This window comes from Actinocorallia aurantiaca (genome assembly GCF_039533685.1).
GTDB classification, from domain to species: Bacteria; Actinomycetota; Actinomycetes; order Streptosporangiales; family Streptosporangiaceae; genus Actinocorallia; species Actinocorallia aurantiaca.
On record NZ_BAAATZ010000025.1, the window covers coordinates 128,180 to 149,735 of the forward strand.

20 protein-coding genes are annotated in these 21,556 nt (G+C 71.5%); 5 read left to right on the top strand and 15 right to left on the bottom strand.

Annotated features, from left to right (window positions below; translation table 11 throughout):
• Nucleotides 1–157: 157 nt before the first annotated feature.
• Nucleotides 158–631: a hypothetical protein gene (locus tag ABD327_RS26635; RefSeq protein WP_344453965.1), complete on the bottom strand. Its 474-nt coding sequence runs from the start codon at nt 629–631 to the stop codon at nt 158–160.
• Between the two features lie 536 nt (nt 632–1,167).
• Between ABD327_RS26635 and hpf the strand changes: the two genes are divergently transcribed.
• Nucleotides 1,168–1,842, top strand: a complete 675-nt coding sequence (gene hpf, locus ABD327_RS26640) for a ribosome hibernation-promoting factor, HPF/YfiA family (protein ID WP_344453968.1) — start codon at nt 1,168–1,170, stop codon at nt 1,840–1,842.
• 69 nt (nt 1,843–1,911) lie between these two features.
• Nucleotides 1,912–2,601 (top strand): response regulator, encoded by a 690-nt coding sequence (locus ABD327_RS26645; RefSeq protein WP_344453970.1) that lies wholly within the window; start codon nt 1,912–1,914, stop codon nt 2,599–2,601.
• 83 nt (nt 2,602–2,684) lie between these two features.
• On the opposite strand, the gene ABD327_RS26650 is transcribed toward ABD327_RS26645, so the two are convergent.
• Entirely contained in the window at nt 2,685–3,680 is a 996-nt protein-coding gene (locus ABD327_RS26650) for a stage II sporulation protein M (RefSeq protein WP_344453972.1), read from the bottom strand.
• A gap of 268 nt (nt 3,681–3,948) precedes the next feature.
• Between ABD327_RS26650 and ABD327_RS26655 the strand changes: the two genes are divergently transcribed.
• Nucleotides 3,949–5,061, top strand: a complete 1,113-nt coding sequence (locus ABD327_RS26655; RefSeq protein WP_344453974.1) for an RDD family protein — start codon at nt 3,949–3,951, stop codon at nt 5,059–5,061.
• A 34-nt stretch (nt 5,062–5,095) separates the two neighbouring features.
• Nucleotides 5,096–5,800, top strand: a complete 705-nt coding sequence (locus ABD327_RS26660) for a carbon-nitrogen hydrolase family protein (RefSeq protein ID WP_344453976.1) — start codon at nt 5,096–5,098, stop codon at nt 5,798–5,800.
• A gap of 196 nt (nt 5,801–5,996) precedes the next feature.
• Here ABD327_RS26660 and ABD327_RS26665 read toward each other — a convergent pair whose 3' ends face one another.
• From ABD327_RS26665 to ABD327_RS26710, 10 genes are all read right to left on the bottom strand, one after another.
• The gene (locus tag ABD327_RS26665; RefSeq protein WP_344453979.1) at nt 5,997–6,335 is read right to left on the bottom strand and encodes a VOC family protein; all 339 of its coding nucleotides are present in this window, start codon (nt 6,333–6,335) and stop codon (nt 5,997–5,999) included.
• Entirely contained in the window at nt 6,332–7,321 is a 990-nt protein-coding gene (locus ABD327_RS26670) for an LLM class flavin-dependent oxidoreductase (RefSeq protein ID WP_344453982.1), read from the bottom strand. Before ABD327_RS26670 ends, ABD327_RS26665 begins: the two co-directional genes overlap by 4 nt.
• A gap of 3 nt (nt 7,322–7,324) precedes the next feature.
• Entirely contained in the window at nt 7,325–8,302 is a 978-nt protein-coding gene (locus tag ABD327_RS26675) for an enoyl-CoA hydratase/isomerase family protein (RefSeq protein ID WP_344453984.1), read from the bottom strand.
• A gap of 85 nt (nt 8,303–8,387) precedes the next feature.
• Complete coding sequence (locus ABD327_RS26680; protein ID WP_344453986.1) at nt 8,388–9,374, bottom strand: LLM class flavin-dependent oxidoreductase; 987 nt, start codon at nt 9,372–9,374, stop codon at nt 8,388–8,390.
• Entirely contained in the window at nt 9,371–10,915 is a 1,545-nt protein-coding gene (locus tag ABD327_RS26685) for a class I adenylate-forming enzyme family protein (protein ID WP_344453988.1), read from the bottom strand. Before ABD327_RS26685 ends, ABD327_RS26680 begins: the two co-directional genes overlap by 4 nt.
• A 36-nt stretch (nt 10,916–10,951) precedes the next feature.
• The gene (locus ABD327_RS26690; RefSeq protein ID WP_344453990.1) at nt 10,952–11,932 is read right to left on the bottom strand and encodes an LLM class flavin-dependent oxidoreductase; all 981 of its coding nucleotides are present in this window, start codon (nt 11,930–11,932) and stop codon (nt 10,952–10,954) included.
• Nucleotides 11,929–13,017 (bottom strand): LLM class flavin-dependent oxidoreductase, encoded by a 1,089-nt coding sequence (locus tag ABD327_RS26695; protein WP_344453992.1) that lies wholly within the window; start codon nt 13,015–13,017, stop codon nt 11,929–11,931. The genes ABD327_RS26690 and ABD327_RS26695 overlap by 4 nt, the downstream gene beginning before the upstream one ends.
• A 101-nt stretch (nt 13,018–13,118) precedes the next feature.
• Nucleotides 13,119–14,147, bottom strand: coding sequence for an acyl-CoA dehydrogenase family protein (locus ABD327_RS26700; protein ID WP_344453994.1), 1,029 nt, complete (start codon nt 14,145–14,147; stop codon nt 13,119–13,121).
• Between the two features lie 18 nt (nt 14,148–14,165).
• Nucleotides 14,166–15,314 carry an acyl-CoA dehydrogenase family protein gene (locus tag ABD327_RS26705; protein WP_344453996.1) on the bottom strand — a complete coding sequence of 383 codons (1,149 nt, stop codon included), beginning with the start codon at nt 15,312–15,314 and terminating at the stop codon, nt 14,166–14,168.
• 39 nt (nt 15,315–15,353) lie between these two features.
• Nucleotides 15,354–16,898, bottom strand: a complete 1,545-nt coding sequence (locus tag ABD327_RS26710; protein ID WP_344453998.1) for an AMP-binding protein — start codon at nt 16,896–16,898, stop codon at nt 15,354–15,356.
• 74 nt (nt 16,899–16,972) lie between these two features.
• On the opposite strand from ABD327_RS26710, the gene ABD327_RS26715 reads away from it, so the two are divergent.
• Nucleotides 16,973–17,989, top strand: coding sequence for an MBL fold metallo-hydrolase (locus ABD327_RS26715; RefSeq protein WP_344454000.1), 1,017 nt, complete (start codon nt 16,973–16,975; stop codon nt 17,987–17,989).
• Here ABD327_RS26715 and ABD327_RS26720 read toward each other — a convergent pair.
• The 3 genes from ABD327_RS26720 to ABD327_RS26730 are packed head-to-tail and all read right to left on the bottom strand — an operon-like array spanning nt 17,941 to nt 21,541.
• A complete protein-coding gene (locus ABD327_RS26720; protein WP_344454003.1) occupies nt 17,941–19,497 on the bottom strand; it encodes a class I adenylate-forming enzyme family protein in 1,557 nt (518 codons plus the stop codon). The two genes, ABD327_RS26715 and ABD327_RS26720, sit on opposite strands and share 49 nt — an antisense overlap.
• Entirely contained in the window at nt 19,494–21,041 is a 1,548-nt protein-coding gene (locus ABD327_RS26725; protein WP_344454005.1) for a class I adenylate-forming enzyme family protein, read from the bottom strand. Before ABD327_RS26725 ends, ABD327_RS26720 begins: the two co-directional genes overlap by 4 nt.
• Nucleotides 21,038–21,541 (bottom strand): VOC family protein, encoded by a 504-nt coding sequence (locus tag ABD327_RS26730; protein ID WP_344454007.1) that lies wholly within the window; start codon nt 21,539–21,541, stop codon nt 21,038–21,040. Before ABD327_RS26730 ends, ABD327_RS26725 begins: the two co-directional genes overlap by 4 nt.
• Nucleotides 21,542–21,556: the final 15 nt, after the last annotated feature.

Sequence of the window (21,556 nt, forward strand, 5' to 3'; positions counted from 1 at the left end):
TGGGGAGCGTGTTCGGCACGCTTCTGGAACTGGTGCTGCCCTCACGGTGTGCGGGGTGCCGTGCGCCGGGCGGGGAGGTCTGCGCGGGGTGTGCGGGCCGGCTGGCGGGGCCGGGGGTCGCGGTGGCCTGGGGGCCTCCGGTGTGGGCGCTGGGAGCCTATGAGGGGGCTTTGCGGGCGCTGGTCCTGGCCCACAAGGAAAGAGGCCGTGCGGGGCTGTCCGTGCCGCTGGGCCGGGCGCTGGCGGGGCTGGTCGCGGCCCGGTGGAGTCCGTCGGGGCCCGTGCTGCTCGTCCCCGTGCCCTCTTCCGGGCGCGCGGTGCGGCGGCGGGGGCGCGACGCCACGCTCCTGATGGCCCGGGCGGCCTCCGCCGCGCTGCGGGAGCACGGGTGGGCGGCGCGGTGCGCCCCGGTGCTGCGGCAGCGCCGGGGCACCTTCGACCAGGCGGGGCTGGGCGCGGCCGCGCGGCGGGCCAACCTGGCCGGAGCTCTGCGGGTGACGCGGCCGGTGGCGAGGGCGGCCGTGCTCCTGGTCGACGACGTGGTGACGACGGGGGCGTCGCTGTCGGAGGCGCGGCGGGCCCTGCGCGAGGCGGGCGCGGTGGTGGAGGGGGCGGTGGTCCTCGCCCGCACAGAAATCCGACAAGGCCAACAATTATCCATAAACAAACTAATGTTATGGAAACCAACTTATGGCCCATAAGCGGAGGGCCAACGTCCCAGGTGACGACCCCCGGGGATTTTCTCCGCGGACTCGATCTCGGCGAGTGAGATTTGCCGCACCCCGCCCCGATGACATTCGGGGCGCGAGGGGCTAGCGTTCTGACATGGCACCCGCCCGGGTCCGTGGTTGCGCCGGTTCGCGGTTCTCCTCAGGGAGACCTCGCGCCGAGCTAGCCGATGCCAGTCGCAGGCGAAACGGTCCACGTAAGCCGACTTTTTGTCGAGTGATCACGGTGCGGCTTAGAAGTAAGTCCTGCCCCACCGGTGGATCAGATATCCACCGCCACGGGAGAAGAGCAGTAGTGGCATGGGCCGCGAGCCTCTCAGCAGGCGGTTGTGGGGTCGAAGACCAGGTCGGCCGGGCGGGTGCTCCTCCATTCACGGAAACACCTGGAACTCTTGATTCCAGACTGTCCGTTGTCTCAGCAGAGAAGGGGGGTCCGAAGTTGGACATCATCGTGAGAGGCCGGCGGACCGACGTGAACGACCGCTTCCGGCGGCACGTCGACAGCAAGCTCGCCAAGTTCGAGAAGCTCGACTCGAAGATCATGCAGGTGGACGTGGAGGTGAGCGAGGAGCGCAATCCCCGCCAGGCGGGGCAGCGGGAGCGGGTCGAGCTCACCGTGCGCTCCAAGGGCCCGGTGATCCGGGCCGAGGCCGCCGCCGACGACCGCTACGGCGCGCTCGACGTCGCCCTCGACAAGCTCGACACCCGCCTCCGTCGCGCCGCGGACCGCCGCAAGGTCCACCACGGCGCGCGCACTCCGGCCAAGTACAGCGGCATCGAACCGATGCCGGCGACCCTCGAGCCCGCCCCGTCGGCCGAGCCGTCGGCCGAACCGGCCGCCGGCGCGCGGGCCGGAGGGTCCGAGGAGGACGTCTTCGAGCGGCCCGACCTGCAGGAGAAGCTCCTCAACATCCCGATGGACGGGGACGGACCCGTCATCGTCCGGGAGAAGTGCCACGAGTCGAAGCCGATGGACATCCAGCAGGCTCTCTACGAAATGGAACTTGTCGGACACGACTTCTTCCTGTTCCGTGACAGGGAGAGCGGCCGGTCCAGCGTCGTCTACCGGCGTCGCGGGTGGGACTACGGGGTCATCCGGCTCATCGAGGAGTAATCTGTCGTGAGCAACCCGTAATCGCCCTCGCCGTGCCATGATCTAGGCAACCCATATGGGGGAGGAAGAGTGAGCGAGATCCCCGAACCTCGCACCGATCCGATCCGAGTCCTGATCGTGGACGACCATGCCCTGTTCCGGAGGGGACTGGAGATGGTCCTGTCCGGAGCATCCGGCATCGAAGTGATCGGCGAGGGCGGTGACGGGCTGGAGGCCGTCCAGAAGGCGCGCGACCTGACGCCGGACGTGATCCTCATGGACATCCGCATGCCCCGCAGAGGCGGCATCGAGGCCTGCGCGGCCATCAAGGAGGCCGTGCCCAGCGCGAAGATCGTCATGTTGACGATCAGCGACGAGGAGGAGGACCTCTTCGAGGCGCTCAAGGCGGGCGCCACCGGCTATCTCCTGAAGGAGATAGCCATCGACGAGGTGCCCCAGGCGGTACGGGCGGTGCACGGCGGGCAGTCGCTGATCAGCCCGTCCATGGCGTCCAAGCTGATCTCCGAGTTCACCGCGCTGGCCAAGCAGTCCGAGGAGCGCCAGCAGCAGGTGCCGGCGCCGCGGCTGACCGACCGCGAGATGGAGGTGCTGCGCCTCGTCGCGCGGGGCCTGGGCAACCGCGAGATCGCCCGGGAGCTCTTCATCTCCGAGAACACGGTGAAGAACCACATCCGCAACATCCTGGAGAAGCTCCAACTGCACTCCCGCATGGAGGCGGTCGTCTACGCCGTCCGCGAGAAGCTGCTGGAGATCACCTAGGGCCGGGCGACCACAGCGAATCTGGGGGACGACCCCCGGCCCCCCACGGGGGTCCGGGGGTCGTCCCCCAGATTCGTGAAAGGTCAGGCGGCCGCCGGGGCGAGGTCGGGGGTCTCGGCCGCGTCCCCGGTGTCCCCCGCCGCCACCGCGCGGCGGCCGAAGAACCACACGTAGGTCAGGAACGCCGCCTCGGCGACCACGCCGATGCCGATGCGCAGCCAGGTGGTGTGCACCCAGCCGGTGACGAAGCCCTCGATCGCGCCGGAGACGAGCAGCACCCCGATCAGGCCGAGCACCACGCTCATCGCCGCGCGGCCCTCCTCGGCCAGGGCGCGGCCGCGCGGCCGGTGGCCCGGGTCGATGATCGTCCAGCCGAGTTTGAGGCCGACGCCGCACGCCACGTAGACGGCGGTCAGCTCCAGCAGGCCGTGCGGCAGGATCAGGCCGAAGAAGATGTCGGCCTTGCCGTGGGCGGCCATGAGCCCGCCGGTCAGTCCGAGGTTCAGCTGGTTGAGCACCAGCACGTACAGCGTCGGGATGCCCAGCAGGATGCCGAAGGCGATGGCCTGCGCCGACACCCACGCGTTGTTCACCCACACCTGGAACGCGAACGCGCCCGCCTCGTGCTCGGTGTAGTAGTTCGCGAAGTCCTCTTCGACCAGCTTCTTGATCTCGTGCTCGGTGCCGACGGCCGCCTGGACCTCGGGGTCGCCCATCACCCAGAACGCGACGGCCAGCGCCAGCAGGTTGCCCAGCAGCGCGCACCCCAGCCACCACCAGCGCTGCCGGTAGACCACCCCGGGAAACGACACCGTGATCAGCCGTGCCGCGTCCCGCCACATCGGCGCGCTCGCCCCGGACACGGCGGCCCTCCCGCGCGCCACCAGCGACGACAGCCGCCCGATGACCAGCGGGTCCGGCGAGGCCGAGCGCACCACCGACAGATGCGTCGCGGCCCGCTGGTAGAGCTCGACGAGTTCGTCGATCTCCGCGCCGTCCAGCTTCCCCGTACGGTTGATCAGGTACTCCAGCCGGAGCCATTCGGCGTTGTGCGCGGAAACATAGGCGTCGACATCCACACGCAGGAATCTACCGGGCTTCGCGAACACGAACCCGGGGGACGACCCCCGGACCCCCGAGACCCACCAACCGATCCTCGCTCCGCTGCGGTCGACACGACACGAACCCGGGGGACGACCCCCGGACCCCCGTAACCCGCCAACCGATCCTCGCTCCGCTGCGGTCGTCACGACACGAACCCAGGGGACGACCCCCGAACCCCCGTAACCCGCCAGCCGATCCTCGCTCCGCTGCGGTCGTCTGGCGGGGACGGGCATACTGAACCGCATGACGGTCATTCCCGGTGAGCTGGTGACGGGTGAGGCGGTCGCGCTGGACATCCGGCCCGCCCGCCTCGCGAGCCGGGCCATCGCCCTCCTCCTCGATCTGGCGATCATGTTCTCGCTGATGGCCACGCTCGGCCAGGTGGTGCAGTTCGCGGTGCTGTTCGCCGACGAGGCCGTGGCGGTGGGGCTGGGCATCCTGGTCTCCGTCGGCTCCATCGTCGGCTATCCCGCGGTCATGGAGACGGCGACCCGCGGCAAGACCGTGGGGAAGATGGCGGTCGGCCTGCGCACGGTCTCCGTCGACGGCGGCGTGGTGCGCTTCCGCCAGGCGCTGATGCGCGCCCTGACGGGTTTCGTGGAGTTCTTCATGTTCGCGGGCGCCCCCGCCCTCCTGTGCTCCCTGTTCGACCACCGGGGCCGCCGCCTCGGCGACGTGTTCGCCGGCACCATGGTCATCCAGGACCGGGTCTCCGCCGAGGCCGTCCGCGCCCCCGTCACCCGGATGCCCCCCGCCCTGGCCCCCTGGGCGAGCACCCTGGAGCTCTCCCAGATCAACGACGACCGCGCCCTCAGCGCCCGCCAGTACCTGCAGCGCTACACCGAACTCCTCCCCGACGTCCGCGCCCGCCTCGGCGCCCGCCTCGCCGCCGAGCTCGTCCCGCTGCTGACCGCGCCCCCTCCCCCCGGCGTCCCCCCCGAACTCCTCCTCATGGCCGTCCTCGCCGAACGCCGCCACCGCGAGGAACGCCGCCTGGCCTCCCGCCGGGCCCGCCGCGAGGAACACCTCCGCAAGACCGGCCAGTACGTCCCCGTCGACCCCCCGGCCCCGGTCTTCTTCCCTCCCCCGGGCACCCCCGGCCACCCGCACTTCCAGCACCTCGTCCCCTTCGACGCCCACGCCCCCTTCCAGCAGCAGGCTCCGTACCCGCCCGCCGCCCCCGTTCCCGGCGCCCCGCCCCATCTCCAGCAGCCGGCCCCGCGCCCTCCCGCTGTTCCCGACGCCCCGCTCCACTTCCAGCAGGCGCCTCCGGCACAGCCTTTCGCGCCCGCTCCTCCTGCCCCCCGGCCCCCGGTTCACCAGGAACCGCCTCCGAACGGCCGCCCCGGCCTGTGACCCGGTCAGTACCTCGAGACGCCATGGAGCCCCCGTGCGTGAGCCGCTCGCCATCGCCGTCGCCCAGCCCCCGTGCACGGCCTTCGACGTGGAGGCCAACGCGGCGGCGCACGCGTCCGCGATCCGGGCCGCGAACGCCCGCGTGGTCGTCTTCCCCGAACTCTCCCTGACCGGTTACGAGTTCGACGCGCCCCCCGTCTCACCGGACGACCCCCGGCTGGCCCCCGTCGTCGAAGCGTGCGCCGAGACGGGAGCACTGGCCTTGGCGGGCGCTCCCGTGCAAGGCGAGCGGGGACGTCTCCACATCGCGCTGCTGGCCGTCGAAGGCACCGGAGTGACCGTCGCGTACCGCAAGCAGTGGGTTGATGTGAGCGAGACCGGACGTTTCGCGCCCGGTCCCGCCCCGGCCGTCCTCGACGTCGACGGCTGGCGGCTCGGCCTTGCCATCTGCAAGGACACGGGCGTCCCGCAGCACCAGGCCGACACCGCGGCCCTGGGCATGGACGTCTACGTCGCCTCCATCCTGGACTTCGAGAAGGACGCCCACGTCCCCGTCGAACGCGCCCACCGCACGGCCGCCGCCTACGGCGTCCACGTGGCCGTCGCCGCCTTCGCCGGCCCCACCGGCCAGGGCTACACCCGCACCGCGGGCCGCTCTGGCATCTGGTCCCGCGAAGGCGAACAACTCGCCCGCTCCGGCCCCGAACCCGGCGCCGTCGCCCGCGCCGTCCTCGCCTGACCCCGTTCGATCACCCGGGCCGACAGCAGCACTCTCGGGGGGGGACGGCTCGGAGGGATCGCTCGGGAACGACTCCGTGCGGCGTACGGGCGGGCCGGCTGAGCGGGTTCGAGTCCACCGACGCAGAACGGAACCGGGGTGGAGAGGCTCCGGAAGCCTCTCCACCCCGGTCGTTCGGTGCCCCTCCTCGGATGTCTCAGGCCGCAGGGCCGTAGAGCACCAGGACGTTGCCGTCCGGGTCGTGCAGGGTGGCGCGTTGCTCGTGACCGCCGGTGGTGACGTCGCCGACGAAGGCTCCCGCGGCGCGCAGGCCGTCGGCCGCGGCGGTCACGTCGGGGACCTTGAGGCCGAGGGCGGGGCGGCCGGGGACGGGTTGTTCGCCCGAGGCGGCCAGGGCGATCGTCGTTCCGCCGCCGTCGAGGGCTGCGTAGCGGTCGCCGTCCTGGAAGCGGACCTTCAGGCCCAGGACGTCTCGGTAGAACGCCAGGGCGCGGTCGAGGTCGTCGACGGGCAGCAGGATGTGGCCGACTTTCATGAGACCTCCTTGAAGCGGGGCATGACCTCTTTCGCGAACCGTTCGATGATCCGGTGGGACACCTCGGGCGGGCAGCCCAGCCACTGCACGCGGAAGACGAAGTGGTCGAAGCCCGCGGAGGCGAAGTCCTGGATCTTGGCCGCGATGTCGTCGGGGGTGCCGAAGAACAGCGCTTTCTCGCAGATGTCCTGCCACATCGACTCGAAGTAGTCCATGCCGTACTCCACGTAGGAGCCGTAGGAGCGGCGCGCGTACTCCCCGGCCAGGGCGAACGCCTCCTCCCGGGAGTCAGCTATGCACAGGTCGCGCTGGATCGGGTAAGTGCGTCCGGGTTCATCCTCCCCGTGAGCCGCGAGTTCCGCGCGGAACGCCTCCAGGTTGCCGACCGCCCAGTTGCGCTTGACGTTCGACGGGGCCAGCCAGGAGTAGCCGGCGCGGGCCGCCCGCTTGATCCCGACCGGCCCGTTCGCGCCGACCCAGATCTCCGGGTGGGGGCGCTCGTAGGGCAGGACGCTGCAGCGCACGCCGTCGAGGCGGAAGTGCGCGCCCTCGTGGTGGACCTCCTCGCCGCTCCACAGCTTCTTCATCACTTCGAGCGACTCGAACATGCGGGAGGAGCGCTTGGCGAGGTCCACGCCGAAGGACGCGAACTCGTCCTCGCGGTATCCGGCCCCGACGCCGAGGACGAACCTGCCGCCCGACATCTGGTCGAGGGTGGCGACCTCCTCTGCCCAGTGCACCGGGTGGCCCAGCGGCAGGATCAGGATCCCGGTGCCGAGCTGCATGTCTCCGCTGTGCTCGATGATGCGGCTCAGGACCGGCAGGGGCTGCGGCGTCGCCAGGTTCGACAGGTAGTGGTGGACGCCGAAGACCGAGTCGTATCCGCAGTCCCGGATGTGCTGCACCAGTTCCACCAGTTCGCCCGTCCGGGCCCGGAGGTCGTCGCCCTTGGCGTACTGGTGGTCGAGGAGGATGCCGAATCGCACGGGTCAGTCCTGCTGCTCGCGGGAGCGGCGCTCGCTGAGCCGGAAGTAGGGCGCGACCATGTTGTCGCGGTCGGCCAGCGCCTGGGCGACGCCCTTCGTGCGGCGCTCCTTGAGGAAGTTCCAGTCGCCCTCCTCGAAGCTGACGTTGGTGGCCCAGCCGTGCCCGACCCAGCCGGTCATCGCGCCGAGGCCCTTGCCGCGCGCCTCCATGACGATCTGCATCATGGCCTTGCCCATCATGAGGGAGTCCAGCGGGGTGACGGCGATCGCGTCGGCGTAGTCGTCCACCCACTTCTCGAGCTCCTCGGGGGCCACGACCTTGGTGACCAGGCCCGCCTGCTCGCCCTCCTCGGCGCTGAGCGGGCGCATGGTCAGCATCAGGTCCTTCATCTTGGTGAGGCCGAGCTTCTCGATCCAGTGGTACATGTCCTGCGGGGCGGGGCCGAGGTAGCGGAAGGCCGGGTGGGTGAACCGGGCGTCCGGGGTGGCGATGACGATGTCGGCGGAGAGGGCGATCTGGAAGTGCCCGCCGTAGCAGTAGCCCTGCACCTGGCAGATCGTGGCCTTCAGGGACTCCACGATGGGCCGGGTGAAGCCGGAGGTGAGGACGTTGCGGTCGGGCAGGATGCGCTGCCGCTGGGCGGGGCGGCGGCGGGATGCCTTGTCGGTGCCGTTGCGGTAGCCGATGTAGTGGCCGAGTTCGGCGGCGTCGGCGCCGGTGCCGAAGCAGGAGCCCTCGCCCTTGAAGACGATGACCTTGACGCGGTCGTCGGTCTCGGCCTCGCGCACCAGGTCGCCGACCCGCTCGAAGGCGGCGACGGGGATGGCGTTGAGCGTCTCGGGCCGGTCGAAGGTGATCGTGGCGACCGCGCGCTCGGCGTCCACCTCGTAGCGCACGTACTTCTCGAGGAGCTCGGGGTCGACCGTCATGTTGTCGACGTCCCACTGCTGGGAGAGCAGTTCCGCTTCGGTCTTCTTCATGTTCAAGCCCTTCTTAATACCGTCCGGTCGGAATGTACGTGGTGAGCGTCGTCACTGTCAAGGAACCTCAAGGCCCGCCCGCCGCTCAGGCGAAGGCGGGCATCACCTCGCGGGCGAAGAGCTCCAGCGAGCGCCGCGCGTCCTCTACCGGCATCCCCAGCCACATCGGCCGGAAGATCAGGTGGTCGAACCCCAGCGCCTCGTACTCGCGGATCCGCTCGATGAGCAGTTCCGGCGAGCCGAGCAGCAGCGTGTTGCGCACCAGCTCGTCGAAGCGGTCGCGCTGCCACCGCAAAGCCGGGTACTCGGCGTAGGAGTAGTACTCGCGCCGCGCGTGCGGCAGCGCCTCCTCGACGGCCTGCTCGGTGGTCGGCGCGCAGTAGAGCTCCACCCCGATGGGCCGGTCGACGACCTGGTCCGCGCGGCCGTACTCCTCCAGCGCCTCGTCGTAGGCGCTGACGTGCTTGGAGAGGTAGCTCGGGTTGGGCGAGTTGCCCGGCGCGTACCAGGCGTCGCCCAGCCGGGCCGCCCGCCGCACCGCTTTCTGGCTGCCGGCGCCGATATAGATCGGCGGGCCGCCGGGCTGCACGGGAGGCACACCGCAGCGGTCGGCCTGGACGGAGTAGAACTCGCCCTGGAAGTCGACCGGCCGCCCTGACCACAGGTCGCGGATGAGCCGTACGCCCTCGTCCAGCCGGCGGAATCTGCTCGCCATGTCGACGCCGAGAGCCTTGAACTCGTGCTCGCGGTAGCCCGCCGCGACGCCCAGGGTGACCCGGCCGCCCGAGAGCTGGTCCAGCGTGGCGAACTCCTCCGCCACGTGCACCGGGTTGAACAGCGGCAGCAGCAGGATGCCGCTGCCGATCCGCATCTCCCCGCTGCACTCGATCAGCCGGGCCATCATCGAGATGGGCTGCGGCGTGGCGAGGTTGGACAGGAAGTGGTTGATCGTCCAGACGGAGTGGTAGCCGAGGTTCGAGGCGTGCTCGACCAGGCCGGTCAGCTCCCTCAGCCGCTCGCCCAGATCTTCGTCGAACGGGTACTGGTGCGGGGCCATGATGCCGAACTTCACCGTGCCGCCACCTCCTCCGGGTCGTTCACCTGACGGCTGACCTTGCCCGTGGCGCTGCGCGGGATCTCCGCGACGAAGACCACCGACCGCGGCGCCTTGAAGTGCGCGAGCCGCTCCCTGGCCAGCGCGATGAGCTCGGCCGCCAGCCGATCATCGTCGACCGACGGGTCGGGCGCCCGCACGATCTCGGCCCGCGGGATCTCGCCGAGCCGCTCGTCCGGGACGCCGACGACCCGCAGGTCGTTCACCAGCCGGTGCGAGCGCAGCTCCTCCTCGATCTCCTCCGGCCACACCTGGAAGCCGCCACACTTGATCAGGTCGCGCTTGCGTCCGACGAGGAACAGCACGCCGTCCTCGTCGACGTACCCGATGTCGCCCGAGTAGACCCATCCGTCGCGGACCAAGGCCGACGTCGCCTCGGCGTCGTCGACGTACCCCTTGGCCATGCTGCTGCGCACCACGACCTCCCCGGGCTCGCCGGAAGGCAGCGGCCTGTCCTCCTCGTCGCGGATCTCCAGCTCGACGCCCTCGTAGACGCGTCCGGCGGATCCGGGTTTCCACAGCCCGGCCCGCATGTCGGAGGACGTCCAGCCCGCCACGTGGCCGGTCTCCGTCGAGCCGTAGTTCAGCACGATCGGCACCCCGTACCGCTCCTCGAACCGGCGGCGCAGGTGCGGGCCGAGCGCCTGGCCGGCGATCAGGACCGAGCGCACCGAGCCCAGGTCCAGCGCCTCCTCGGCGTGGACGAGGTCGTAGAGCATGGTCGGCAGGAGGAACAGGTTGTCGAACCGGTGCCTTGTCATCAGCTCGCGCAGCGTCTCCACCCGGAAGCGGTCCCACAGGACGACCGGGCGGCCGACGCGGAAGGCGAAGAGCAGGGAGTGCTGCCCGCCGCTGTGGAACAGCGGGAGGGCGATCAGGTTCGGCGACGCCGTCTCGGGCACCAGGGGGTAGGGCCCTGGCCGGCCCGTCGAGGCCTTGGCCAGGCGGGCCAGGGACTCCTGGACGCCGCCGTGGGTGACGCTGACCGCCTTGGGGCTCCCGGTCGTGCCGCCGGTGAAGAGGATGCACGCCTCATCCTCGGCGGCGACCTCCACCGCCTCCAGCGGCTCCCGGGCGCCCAGCTCCAAGGCGGGGTGTCCGGCCCCCGGCACCTCGTCGACCAGCCGGGTCTCGACGTCCGTCCCGGCGACGGCCGCGCCGAGCGCGGCCAGGTCGTGGTCGTCGGCCACCAGCAGCCGGGGCCTGGTCTTACCCAGCGACTCGGCGAGCTCGGAGCCGTTGTACAGCCCGCTGATCGTGACCGGCACGGCGCCGATCTTCCAGGCTCCGTACAGCAGCCGCACGATGTCGGGCCCGTTGCGGGTGTAGATCGCGACCCGGTCGCCCCGGCCTATCCCGAGCCCGGTCAGGGCCCGTGCCACGGCGCCGATCTCGCCTTCCAGTTCGGCGAACGTCCACGTCCGCCCGTCCTCGTGGGACAGGGCCGTGCGTCCACCGGCTTCCGCAGACCTGAGTTCCAGGTCGCGAGCGAGGTTCACTGCAGACTCCTTCATGTTCGTCGGGCGGTCCGGAGGTCAGTCCCGCACGTGCGGGAGGACTTCCTCGCCCAGCAGGCGGATCTGCTCCATGGCCTGTTCGTGCGGCATCCCCATGAACTGGAGCCGGAGCGACAGGTGGGTGACGCCGTGGACGCTCTCCAGCCGGCGGATCCTGTCGATGAGGTGCCCGGGGTCGCCCACCAGGCAGTCCTCGGCGATGTAACGGTCCACATCGATGCCCTGCGCGGTGTCCCAGGACTTGTAGCCCGCGTACTGCCGCTCCAGGTGGGGGCGGATCAGCGCGACGGCCTCGTCGCCGGTGGGCGCGACGCAGGCCTCGCGGCTCATCGGGTAGGCGCGGTCGAGCGAGTGGCCGTGCGCCTTCAGCTCGTCGCGGTAGAGCGCGAGCCGCCGGGCCACCTCCTCGTCGCCGCCTTCGGGACCCATGAGCCAGGGGGCGTCGAGCCGCGCGGCGCGCTTGATCGCGGGTTCGGCGAAGGCGCCGATCCAGATCGGCGGGCCGCCGGGCTGGACGCAGCGCAACGGAAGGCCGGCGTTCTCCACCTTCCCCCAGCTGCCCTCGGCGGTGACGCGTTCGCCGTTCCACAGCGCGCGCAGCAGGGGGACGTACTCGCGGAGCCTGCGGATGCGGTCGCCCCACTCGACGCCGAACGCCTCGCATTCGCGCTTGCGGTAGCCCGCGCCGAGCCCGACCGTGATCCGGCCGCCGCTCAGCACGTCGAGCGTCGCCAGTTCCTCGGCGAGGGCGACGGGGTTGTAGAGCGGCGCCAGCAGCACTCCGAAGCCGATGCGCACCCGCTCGGTGGCGTGGGCGAGGTAGCCGGCGAGCTGGAGCGGCTGCAGGAAGGCCGACTGCGCCAGGTAGTGGTGGCCCAGGAAGACCGCGTCGTAGCCGAGCCGGTCGGCCAGGACGGCCTGCTCGGTGATCGCCTCCAGCCCCTCGGACGCGGAGGCCCCGGGCTCGAACTGGGCGCTGAGGAACACTCCCAGCCTCATCGGCCGGCCGGTTCCACGACGGGGACGGCCGGAGCGGCGGAGGCGTCGCGGAACTGCGGGATCACTTCTTCGGCGAAGGTCCTCATCGAGCGCAGTGCCTCCTCACGCCGCAGCGACGGGATACGCATCCAAGATATGTAGTGGTTGATACCGAGCTGGTCGCGCAGCTCCCTGATGGTCTGGGCGACCCGTTCCGGCGTGCCGAAGTTCCCGCCGTGGGTGAGGGTCTGCTCCAGCGTCAGCAGCCGGATGTTCTCGGCGACCTTCTCGTAGTAGTCGCGCTCGGCCTCGAGCGCGTCCTCCGAGCCCGGGATGACCTTCCCGACCGACCGGTAGTACTCGAGCGCCGCGGCGGCGGCGTCCCGGAGCCCGTCCTCGCCGTGGCCCGCCCACGCCTGCTGCATGAACGGGAGGTCGTTGGCGGTGAGGTCGTGGCCGCCCGCCAGCATCCCGTCGCGGTAGAGGTCGAAGTTGCGCTTCATCAGCGTCAGCGGCGTGAAGTTCGGGGACGTGATGATCGCTTCGCCCGCCGCGCCGCGCTCCCGGAAGCTCTCCGGCGAGACGGTGCCCTGCAGGATCTTCGGGCCGCCGGGGGTGAACGGGCGCGGGTAGGTCGTGATGTTCTCGTACTGGAAGATCTCGCCTTGGTAGGAGAAGTCCTCCGTGCTGAGCGCCAGGCGCAGCACCTCGAGGGTCTCGACGTAGCGCCGGCGGGACTCGCTCAGGGGGATGCCGAACCCGGCGAACTCCTTGGGCTGGTAGCCGCGGCCGACGCCGATGACCACGCGCCCGCCGCTGACCACGTCGAGGGCGGCGATGTCCTCGGCCAGCCGCAGCGGGTCGTGGAACGGCAGGACCAGGACGGCGGTCCCGATGGTGATGTTCTCGGTGCGTTCGGCGATGGCCATGCCGAACTGCAGCGGGCTGCCCAGGATGCCGTACTTGGAGAAGTGGTGCTCGGCCAGCCACACCGAGTCGAAGCCGAGCTCGTCGGCGATCTGGATCTCCTCGAGAGTGTCGCGCAGCACCTGCTGGTCGGACGCTCCGTCGCTCACGGGGAACAAGTTCATGATCCCGAACTTCATGTCGTCTCCTTATTAATTCCGACCGGACGGTATGTTAATGGCACGCCGGTCCGGCCACAAGAGCCGGACAGGCAGCGGTTCTTTCGGCGGACCGGCGGCCCTCAGGCCGCCGCGCCCGCCAGCCTGATCAGGCCCAGCCTGCGGCGGTGCCAGGCCGACGCCCCGAACCAGGGCTCGGTGGCCAGGGCCCGGCGCAGGTAGAGCTGCGGGTCGGCCTCGGCGGTGATGCCCATGCCGCCGTGCACCTGGATGGTCCGCTCGGCGGCGAACACGGCGGCCTCGCCCGCCCTGGCCTTCGCCGCGTGGACGTGCGCGGCGGCGTCCGGCTCGCCCTCGTTCACCGCCCAGGCGGCGTACAGGGTCAGGTCCCAGGCCGCCTTGAGCCCGACGAACGCCTCGACGAGCTGGAACGCCACGCCCTGGAAGGCGCCGATCGGCTGCCCGAACTGCCGCCGTTCCCCGGCATAGGACGCGCCGAGCTCGATCGCCCCGCGGGCCACTCCGCACAGGTCGGCGGCGACGAGCACCGCGCCCCTCAGGAGGCCGTCCCCGGCGGGGCCCGCCGCGAGCGGTTCGGCGTCGAGCGACACCGAGCCGTAGGGCCTGCTCGGGTCGAGCGACCGCCGGTTCCCCACTCCCTCGGCCGAGACCAGGGCCGTGCTCCCGGCCAGGGACACCACCAGCGCGTCCGCGCCCTCGGGGAAGGCCACCAGGGTCTTCTCCCCCCGTACCCGGCCGCCGGACAGGGTGGTGGACGGGTCGTCGTACCCGTCCCGGTCGGGCTCGTCGACCGCGGGCGACCAGCGGACCCGCCCGGCCGCCGCATCCGCGACGTCCAGGCCCGCCGCCGCGGCGAGCTGCACCGCCGCCGCCTGTGCCACGTACCGGGTGGGGACCAGCCGTCGGCCGAGCGCCTCGACCGCCACCGCCAGGTCCACCAGGCCCGACCCCACGCCGCCGGCCGATTCGGGGACTCCGACGATTCCGTAGTCCTCCAGCAGCCGCTGCTCGAACGGCGGCGCCTGCCAGCCCTGCTCGTGACCGGCGCGGGCCAGGGCGGGGCCCCGCTCGCCGAGCGCGAGCAGGGTCTGCTCGATCTCGAGCTGCTCAGAGGTGAAGATCGCGGACATCCGGGCTCCTGACTGGTCTCAACGCGAACGGGGAAGGCCGAGCACGCGCTCGGCGAGGATGGACTTCTGCACCTCGTCGGTGCCGCCCTCGATGGTGTGCGCCCGGGCCCGCAGGTAGTGGTGGAGCCGGAACGCCGCGGCCGGGTCGTCCACGAGCACGCCCTCCGAGCCCTGCAGCCGCACCGCGAGCCGGTTCGTGGCCTGCACGACGCCCGCCCACAGCAGCTTCATCACCGAGGTCTCCGGACCCGGCGCCTTTCCGGCCTGCATCTCCGACATCATCCGCAGCGAGCCGATGCGCACCGCCTCGGCGTCGGCCTCCAGCGAGCCCACCGCCTCGGCGACCGCCGGGTCCTGCGACAGGCCGCGCGCCGCGGCCACGACGACCAGCCGGTCGACCGCCTGGCGCGCCCACACCCACAGGTTCAGCGCCATGCTCGCCCGCTCGTAGGCCAGGGTGGTCAGCGTGACCTTCCAGCCGCCGCCGACCGGGCCCAGGACGTCCTCGTCGGCGACGAACACGTCGTCCAGGAACATCTGGTTGAACTCGGTGTCGCCGTTCAGCATCACCAGCGGCTGCACCTTGACGTCGCGCATGTCGGCGAGGAAGTAGGTGATGCCCTCGTGCTTGGACGCGGGGTCCGTGCGGGCCAGCAGCATGCAGCGGGTGGCGTTGTGGGCGTTGGACGTCCACACCTTCTCGCCGCTGATCAGCCAGCCGCCGTCGACCTTGCGCGCCGCGGTCCGCAGGCTGGCCAGGTCCGAGCCCGAGCCGGGTTCGCTGAACCCCTGGCACCAGTAGTCGCGGCTCTCCAGGATCGCGGGCAGGAACCGGGCCTTCTGCTCGTCGGTGCCGTGCGCGAGGATCGTGGGGCCGGCCAGCATCGAGCCGACGCCGTTCAGCGCGTACGGCGCGCCCCGGCGCTCGGCCTCCTCGTTGAAGATCGCCTGGGAGAGGGGGTCCAGGCCCCTCCCGCCGAACTCCACCGGCCAGGACAGGCCGGTCCAGCCGCCGTCGGACAGCCGCTGCTGCCAGAGCCGGGACCAGTGCTCGCGCTCCTCCTGCGGCAGCCCGTCCTGCGACGGGACGTCGGCCAGGGCGCCGTCGAGCCAGGCCCCCACCTGCCCGCGGAACTCGGCGTTCTCGGGGCTGTCATGAAAATCCACTGTCTCACTCTCTTCGCTTCGCCGGATGCGGTGCGCCGTTCAGTCGGCCGAGACGGCCGACCGGACCCGCGCCTCCGACAGCCGGGCCTTGTAGAGCTTGCCGTTGGGGTCGCGCGGCAGCCCTTCCATGAGGTGCAGCCGCGCGGGGCGCTTGACCTTCGCCAGCCTCTCGGCGCAGTGCGCGGCGATGGATTCGCGCAGCTCAGCCCCCTCCAGGATGCCGGGACGCGTCTCGACGAAGGCCACCGGGACCTCGCCGAGGTCCTCGTCGGGGACGCCGACCACCCCGGCGTCGGCGACCTGCGGATGGCTGAACAGCGCCGCCTCGATCTCCGCCGGGTAGACGTTCACCCCCCCGACGATGATGAGGTCGCTCGACCGGCCCGTGAGGTAGAGGAAGCCGTCCTCGTCGACGTACCCGAGGTCGCCCACGGTCAGGAACCCGTCCCTGCTGGAGTTCTTCGTCTTCTCCGGGTCGTTGTGGTACTCCATGACGTCGCTGCCCTGCCGCATGTAGACGGTGCCCTCCGTCCCCGGCGGGACCTCCCGGCCCTCCGGGTCCAGGATCTTCAGGGCGGAGATGGAGGCGGGCCTCCCCACCGTCCCCGGGTGCGCCAGCCACTCGTGGGGGCGGGCGATCGTGGTGCCGACCTCGGTGGAGCCGTAGTACTCGTACAGGACCGGGCCCAGCCACTCGAACATCCGCTCCTTGACCTGCCGGGGGCAGGGCGCGGCGCCGTGGAGGACGTAGCGCAGGGTGCCGGTGGCGGCCGCCTTCCGCACCTCTTCGGGGAGCTGGAGCAGCCGGTGGAACTGGGTGGGGACCATGTGGGTGCCGGTCACGCCGTACCGCTCGACCGTCGCCAGGAACAGCTCGGGGGTCCAGCCCTCCATGATCACCAGCAGGCCGCCGAGGTGCAGCGTTCCCGCGGCCGGGGTGAGGTTGGCCGAGTGGTACAGGGGGGCGGACACCAGCCACGCCTTGCACGCCTCGTCCATGCCGTACTCGTCGAACAGCCACTTGTACGTGCGGGCGCCTGCGTCGGCGTCCGCCTCCGGAAGGGGGCGCTTGACGCCCTTGGGGCGGCCCGTGGTCCCGGAGGTGTAGAGCATGAGGGAGCCGGCCGGGCGTTCGGCGGGCAGTTCCGCGGAACGGCCTTCGGTCAGGTCCTCCCAGGGGCGGGCGGAGGGGTGCTCGCCGTCCACGAAGAGCGCGACGCGCCCGCCGACCGCGGCGGCGGCCTCGTCGGCGGCCCGCTGGGAGCACACGACCGCCGAGGCCCCGCAGTCGCCGACGATGTAGCCGATCTCCTCGGCCGTCAGGTGGTAGTTGACGTTGACGAGGTAGAGGCCGCTCTGCATCGCCGCGAGGTAGAGCGCCATCATCCGGGTGGAGTTGTTCATGACGCAGGCGACGGTGTCGCCCCGGCGCAGGCCCGCGACCTCCCGCAGGCCGTGGCTCAGGCGGTTCACCTCGGCGCCGAGTTCGCCGTAGGTCAGCGTGCGGCCCGAGCCGTCCACGATCGCCTGACGGTCCGGTTCGGCCTCGGCCCACCAGCGGAACCCGATGCGCTCCTCGCTCACCCGTCATCTCCTCCGTGCTGACTTAATGCCGACCGTTCGGTATCTTTTGGTCGACCCAGAATAAGTGAGGTCCCATGGACATGTCCATACCGCTCGTCGCCGAACAGCGCGCCGCCTTCCGGCGCGGCGCCGTCCCCGCTCCCCGCCAGGTCACCGACGGTGTGTGGAGCATCCCCGTCCCGCTGACCGGCAGTCCCCTGGTCTCCATGACGATGTACCTCGTCGAGACGGCCGAGGGCCTCGTCCTCATCGACGCCGGGTACGACGACGGTCCGGCCTGGCGGGCGCTCCTGGCGGGCCTGGAGGCCGCGGGGGCGGCGCCGTCGGAGGTGCGCACGGCCGTCCTGACCCACAACCACCCCGACCACATCGGCCTCGCGGACCGGCTGCGCCGGGAGGGCGGCACCGCGATCGCGGTCCACCCCCTGGACTGCTTCGCCGCCCAGCGGTCGGTCCGCGGCGGGTTCCTCGACCAGCTGGAGCGCTCCCTGCGCATCGCCGGAGTGCCCGAGGCCGAAACAGAGGCGATGATGCGCTCGGCCCGGCGGGTGGCCCGGCACGACGAGTCACTCGTCCCCGACCTGCTGGTGACCGAAGGCGAGCTGCCAGGAGGCGCCGGGCTGGAGGTGCTCCACACCCCGGGGCACACCTACGGCCACGTCTCCCTGCTCGACCGCGGACGCCGGCTGCTGTTCACCGGCGACCTGGTGATGCCTTCGGGAGATACCCAGCTCGCCCCGGTCTCCTTGGAGGAGGACGACCCCTTCCGTGACCTGTCCGCCTCCCTGCGCCGGATCGGGGACCTCGCCGTGGACCTGGTGCTTCCCGGCCACCAGTACCCGATCGAGGACCACGCGCGGCGCACCCGCGAGGCCGAGGCCGCCCGCGGCGAACGCCTGGCGGAGGTGGAACGGGCCGCCCGGAGCGCCGGCACGGCCTGGGAGGTCGCCGCGCTGCTGACCTGGCCCCGCCCCTGGGCGGACATGAGGACGACCGCGAAGCGCTTCGCGGTCGTCCAGACGCTGGGCCATCTGCGCGCCCTTCAGCGGGGAGGCTCGGTCCCCGGCTCCGCCCACGAGGCCTCCAGCTGAGGAAGGAGGTGCCGCAGCTCTCGCTTGAGGATCTTCCCCGACGGGTTGCTCGGCAGCTCCTCCACCAGGTACAGCGCCTTGGGCACCTTGAAGCGCCCCAGGCGGGAGCGGCAGAACTCCAGCAGGCCCTCGACGTCCAGGCCCGGCTCGGCCACCAGGACCGCGGCCGGGACCTCCACCCAGGTCGGGTGCGCGATGCCGACCACCGCCGCCGCGTGGACGCCGGGATGGTCGCAGAGCACCGCCTCGATCTCCGGGCCCGCGACGTTCTCACCGCCGCTGCGGATCATGTCCTTCAGGCGGTCCACCACGTAGAGGTAGCCGTCCTCGTCGAACCGGCCCACGTCGCCGGTGTGGAACCAGCCGTCGCGGAAGGCCCGCGCGTTCGCCTCGGGATCGTCGAGGTAGCCGTCGCACACCTTGGCGCCCCGGACGACGATCTCGCCGGTCGCGCCCGGCGGGACCTCCGCGCCGTCCTCGTCCACCACCCGCACGTCCACGCCGTGCACGGGGCGTCCGACCGAGCCCTGCTTGCTCAGCATGTGGGCCATGTCCAGGTACGTCACGCCGTTGCAGGTCTCGGTCATGCCATAGCCCTCGACCAGCGCGGCGTTCGGGAACGCGGCGAGGGTGTCGCGGAAGAGCGCGGGGGTGACCTGACTGAAGATCATCCAGCGGACCGAGCCGGTGTCCCGGACGGCCTCCGGGCCGAGCCTGCGGATCATCTGGAGCATGGTCGCCACCATCACCATGCCGGTGATCCGCTCCGCCTCGATCGTCCTCAGGATCGACGGCGCGTCGAAGCGTCGCATCAGCACCATCGTCGCGCCGACGTACCAGGTGGCGTAGCCGGGGATGTCCAGGCCGCCCACATGGTAGAGCGGCGCGAAGTTCAGGACCCTGTCCCGATGGGTGAGCGCCAGCTCCACGACCTGCGCGTTCATGTTGGCGTTCACGTTGCCGTGGGTCAGCCGCACGCCCTTGGGCCTGCTGGTCGTGCCCGAGGTGAACAGGATCCGCTGGAGGTCGTCGGGGCCGACGTCCGCGTCGGGCACCCGCTCACCCCGGTGCGCCTCGACCAGGTCCGCGACCGCCGTCCACCCCTCCCCCATCCGGTCCAGGCCCAGCAGGACCCGCAACGCGGGAAGCCGGCCGGCCAGCGAGCCGGCCGTCTCGGCGAACTCCGTCTCGCTCGCCAGCCCGACCGCGCCCGAACGGTCCAGGACGTCGTGCAGCTCCTCCTCGTGGAGACGGTGGTTCAGCGGCACCATGACCGCGCCGGTCTTGGCCAGGGCCAGGCCCAGGATCAGGTACTCGGGCAGGTTCATGGCCAGCACCGCCACCCGGTCGCCCCGGCCGACGCCGGCTGCGAGCAGGCCCGCCGCCAGCGCGTTCACGTCGCGGTCCAGCTCGGTGTAGGTCCAGCGGCGGTCCTCGAAGATCAGGGCGTCGCGGTCGGCGAACCGGTACCGCGCCCAGTCGAGGATCCGGCTCAGGTTGGCCGTCATCCCTCAGCCGCCTTTCCCGGCGCGGGCCCGTCCGAGGCGAGCAGGCGCTTGAGCACCTTGCCCGAGTCGTTTCGGGGCAGCTCGGCGACCAGCTCGAAGTACTTGGGGATCTTGAAGCGGGCGAGGTTGCGCTCGCAGTGCGCGCGCAACTCGCCCGCGTCCACCGACGCGCCCGCCCTCGGCAGCACGAACGCCTTGGGCACCTCGTCCCAGCGCGGGTCGGGGACGCCGATGACGGCCACCTCGGCGACGGCGGGGTGGGCGGCGAGCACCCGCTCGATCTCCGCGCTCGCCACGTTCTCCCCACCGGACCTGATCATGTTGCCGCGCCGGTCTACGAACCAGAGGAAGCCGTCCTCGTCCGTCGAGGCGAGGTCGCCGGTGTGGAACCAGCCGTCCCGCCAGGCCCCGGCGGTGGCCTCGGGGTCGCGCCAGTAGCCCGGGGAGACCTTGCGGCCGCGCACCAGGATCTCGCCGACCGTCCCCGGAGCCGCCGGGCTGCCGTCGGGGCCGGCGATGCGCAGTTCGACGTAAGGCAGCGGCGTGCCCTGCGAGCCGAGCTTCGTCCAGGTATGGGCGGCGTCCATGTAGCAGGCGCCGTTGCACAGCTCGGTCATGCCGAAGGTGTCGATCAGCCGGACGTGCGGGAGCGCCTCGTGCACCGCCCGGCGCACCCCCTCCGGCACTCCGGCGAAGACGATGAACCGCAGCGCGCTCAGATCGTGGGAGGCCAGGTCGGGCATCTTCAGGATGTCGTGGATGATCTGCGCGGCCAGCACCAGCCCGGTGACCCCCTCCTCGGCCGCCAGCCGGACGATGTCCGCGCCCCCGTAACCGGGGGTGATCACCATCGTGCCCCCGGCCCGGAGGGTGGCCAGGCCGGGGGCCTCCAGCCCGCTGACGTGGAACAGGGGCGCGGACACCATCGTCCGGTCCGCCGACGTCAGCTCCAGCTCCAGGATCTGCCCGACCTGGTTGGCGTCGACGTTGCCGTTCGTGTGCATGACGCCCTTCGGGCGGGACGTCGTGCCGGAGGTGTAGAGGATCCGCTGGAGGCCGTCGTCCGGGCACTCGGCGTCGGGCCGGGGTTCGGCCGTCTCGGCCTCGCGCAGCAGGTCGTCGAGGGCCCGCCAGCCTTCGGGGAGAGGGTCTTCGGACGGCTCGGCGGGGCCGTGGACGAGTCCGGGAAGGGTGCCGCACCCGTCCGCCTTCTCCCGGAACTCCCGGTCGGCCAGGACCAGGGACACCCCGGCGTGCTCGCACACGTACCGGATCTCCTCGGCGTGCAGCCGCCAGTTGAGGGGTAGGGAGACCGCCCCGACGCGGTTGACCGCGATCAGCTCGATCACGTACGCCGCGTGGTTCCTGGCCAGGATCGCGACGATGTCGCCTTCGGCGGTCCCGGCCAGCCGCAGCGCCGCCGCGTACCGGTCGACGGCCCGGTCGAGCTCGGCGTAGGTCCACCTCTCCCCGCCGTCGACGAGCGCGACGCTTCCGGCGCGGCGCACCGACTGACGGCGCAGGACACCGCTGATACCCGTCATCGGGCGTCCTCACCTCCCTTGGCCCGGAACTCCCTGATCTCCTCGGGAGTCGGCAGCGACACGAACTCCAGCAGGTTGCCGTCGGGGTCGTAGGCGGCGAAGGCCCGGATGTAGCCGTAGTTCTGCAAGAGCACCCGGTTAGGGCGCGAGATGCACTCGGCGCCCAGTTCCGCGAGCCTGTCGTGCAGTTCCTCCAGCTCGTCGGCCGGGACCTGGAAGCTCAGCAGGAACGTGCCCGCCCGCCGGTGGTCGACCGGCGGCTGCGGCAGGGTCTCGCCCTCCCATTCGATGAGTTCGAGCTGGCCGAGCTGCGAGGGGCCCTGGAGGTACTGGACCCTGCCGCGCGTGCCCTCGGGGAGCCGCAGCGACGCCGTCATCTCCGGCCCGCCGACCTCCGCGCGCAGCGTTCTGCGGTAGCCCAGTCCCTTCTCGTAGAAGGAGGCGGACCGCTCCAGGTCCGACACCGACACCGCCACGTGGTGGACTTCGCTCACCGGCATGGAATCACCCTTCGA

Excerpts from the sequence above, each read along its gene's own strand:
- ABD327_RS26655 (WP_344453974.1), top strand. The coding sequence starts at position 3,949 with ATGACGGTCATTCCCGGTGAGCTGGTGACGGGTGAGGCGGTCGCGCTG.
- ABD327_RS26665 (WP_344453979.1), bottom strand. The coding sequence starts at position 6,335 with ATGAAAGTCGGCCACATCCTGCTGCCCGTCGACGACCTCGACCGCGCC.
- ABD327_RS26675 (WP_344453984.1), bottom strand. The coding sequence starts at position 8,302 with ATGAAGAAGACCGAAGCGGAACTGCTCTCCCAGCAGTGGGACGTCGAC.
- ABD327_RS26690 (WP_344453990.1), bottom strand. The coding sequence starts at position 11,932 with ATGAGGCTGGGAGTGTTCCTCAGCGCCCAGTTCGAGCCCGGGGCCTCC.
- ABD327_RS26695 (WP_344453992.1), bottom strand. The coding sequence starts at position 13,017 with ATGAAGTTCGGGATCATGAACTTGTTCCCCGTGAGCGACGGAGCGTCC.
- ABD327_RS26700 (WP_344453994.1), bottom strand. The coding sequence starts at position 14,147 with ATGTCCGCGATCTTCACCTCTGAGCAGCTCGAGATCGAGCAGACCCTG.
- ABD327_RS26715 (WP_344454000.1), top strand. The coding sequence starts at position 16,973 with ATGGACATGTCCATACCGCTCGTCGCCGAACAGCGCGCCGCCTTCCGG.
- ABD327_RS26720 (WP_344454003.1), bottom strand. The coding sequence starts at position 19,497 with ATGACGGCCAACCTGAGCCGGATCCTCGACTGGGCGCGGTACCGGTTC.
- ABD327_RS26725 (WP_344454005.1), bottom strand. The coding sequence starts at position 21,041 with ATGACGGGTATCAGCGGTGTCCTGCGCCGTCAGTCGGTGCGCCGCGCC.
- ABD327_RS26730 (WP_344454007.1), bottom strand. The coding sequence starts at position 21,541 with ATGCCGGTGAGCGAAGTCCACCACGTGGCGGTGTCGGTGTCGGACCTG.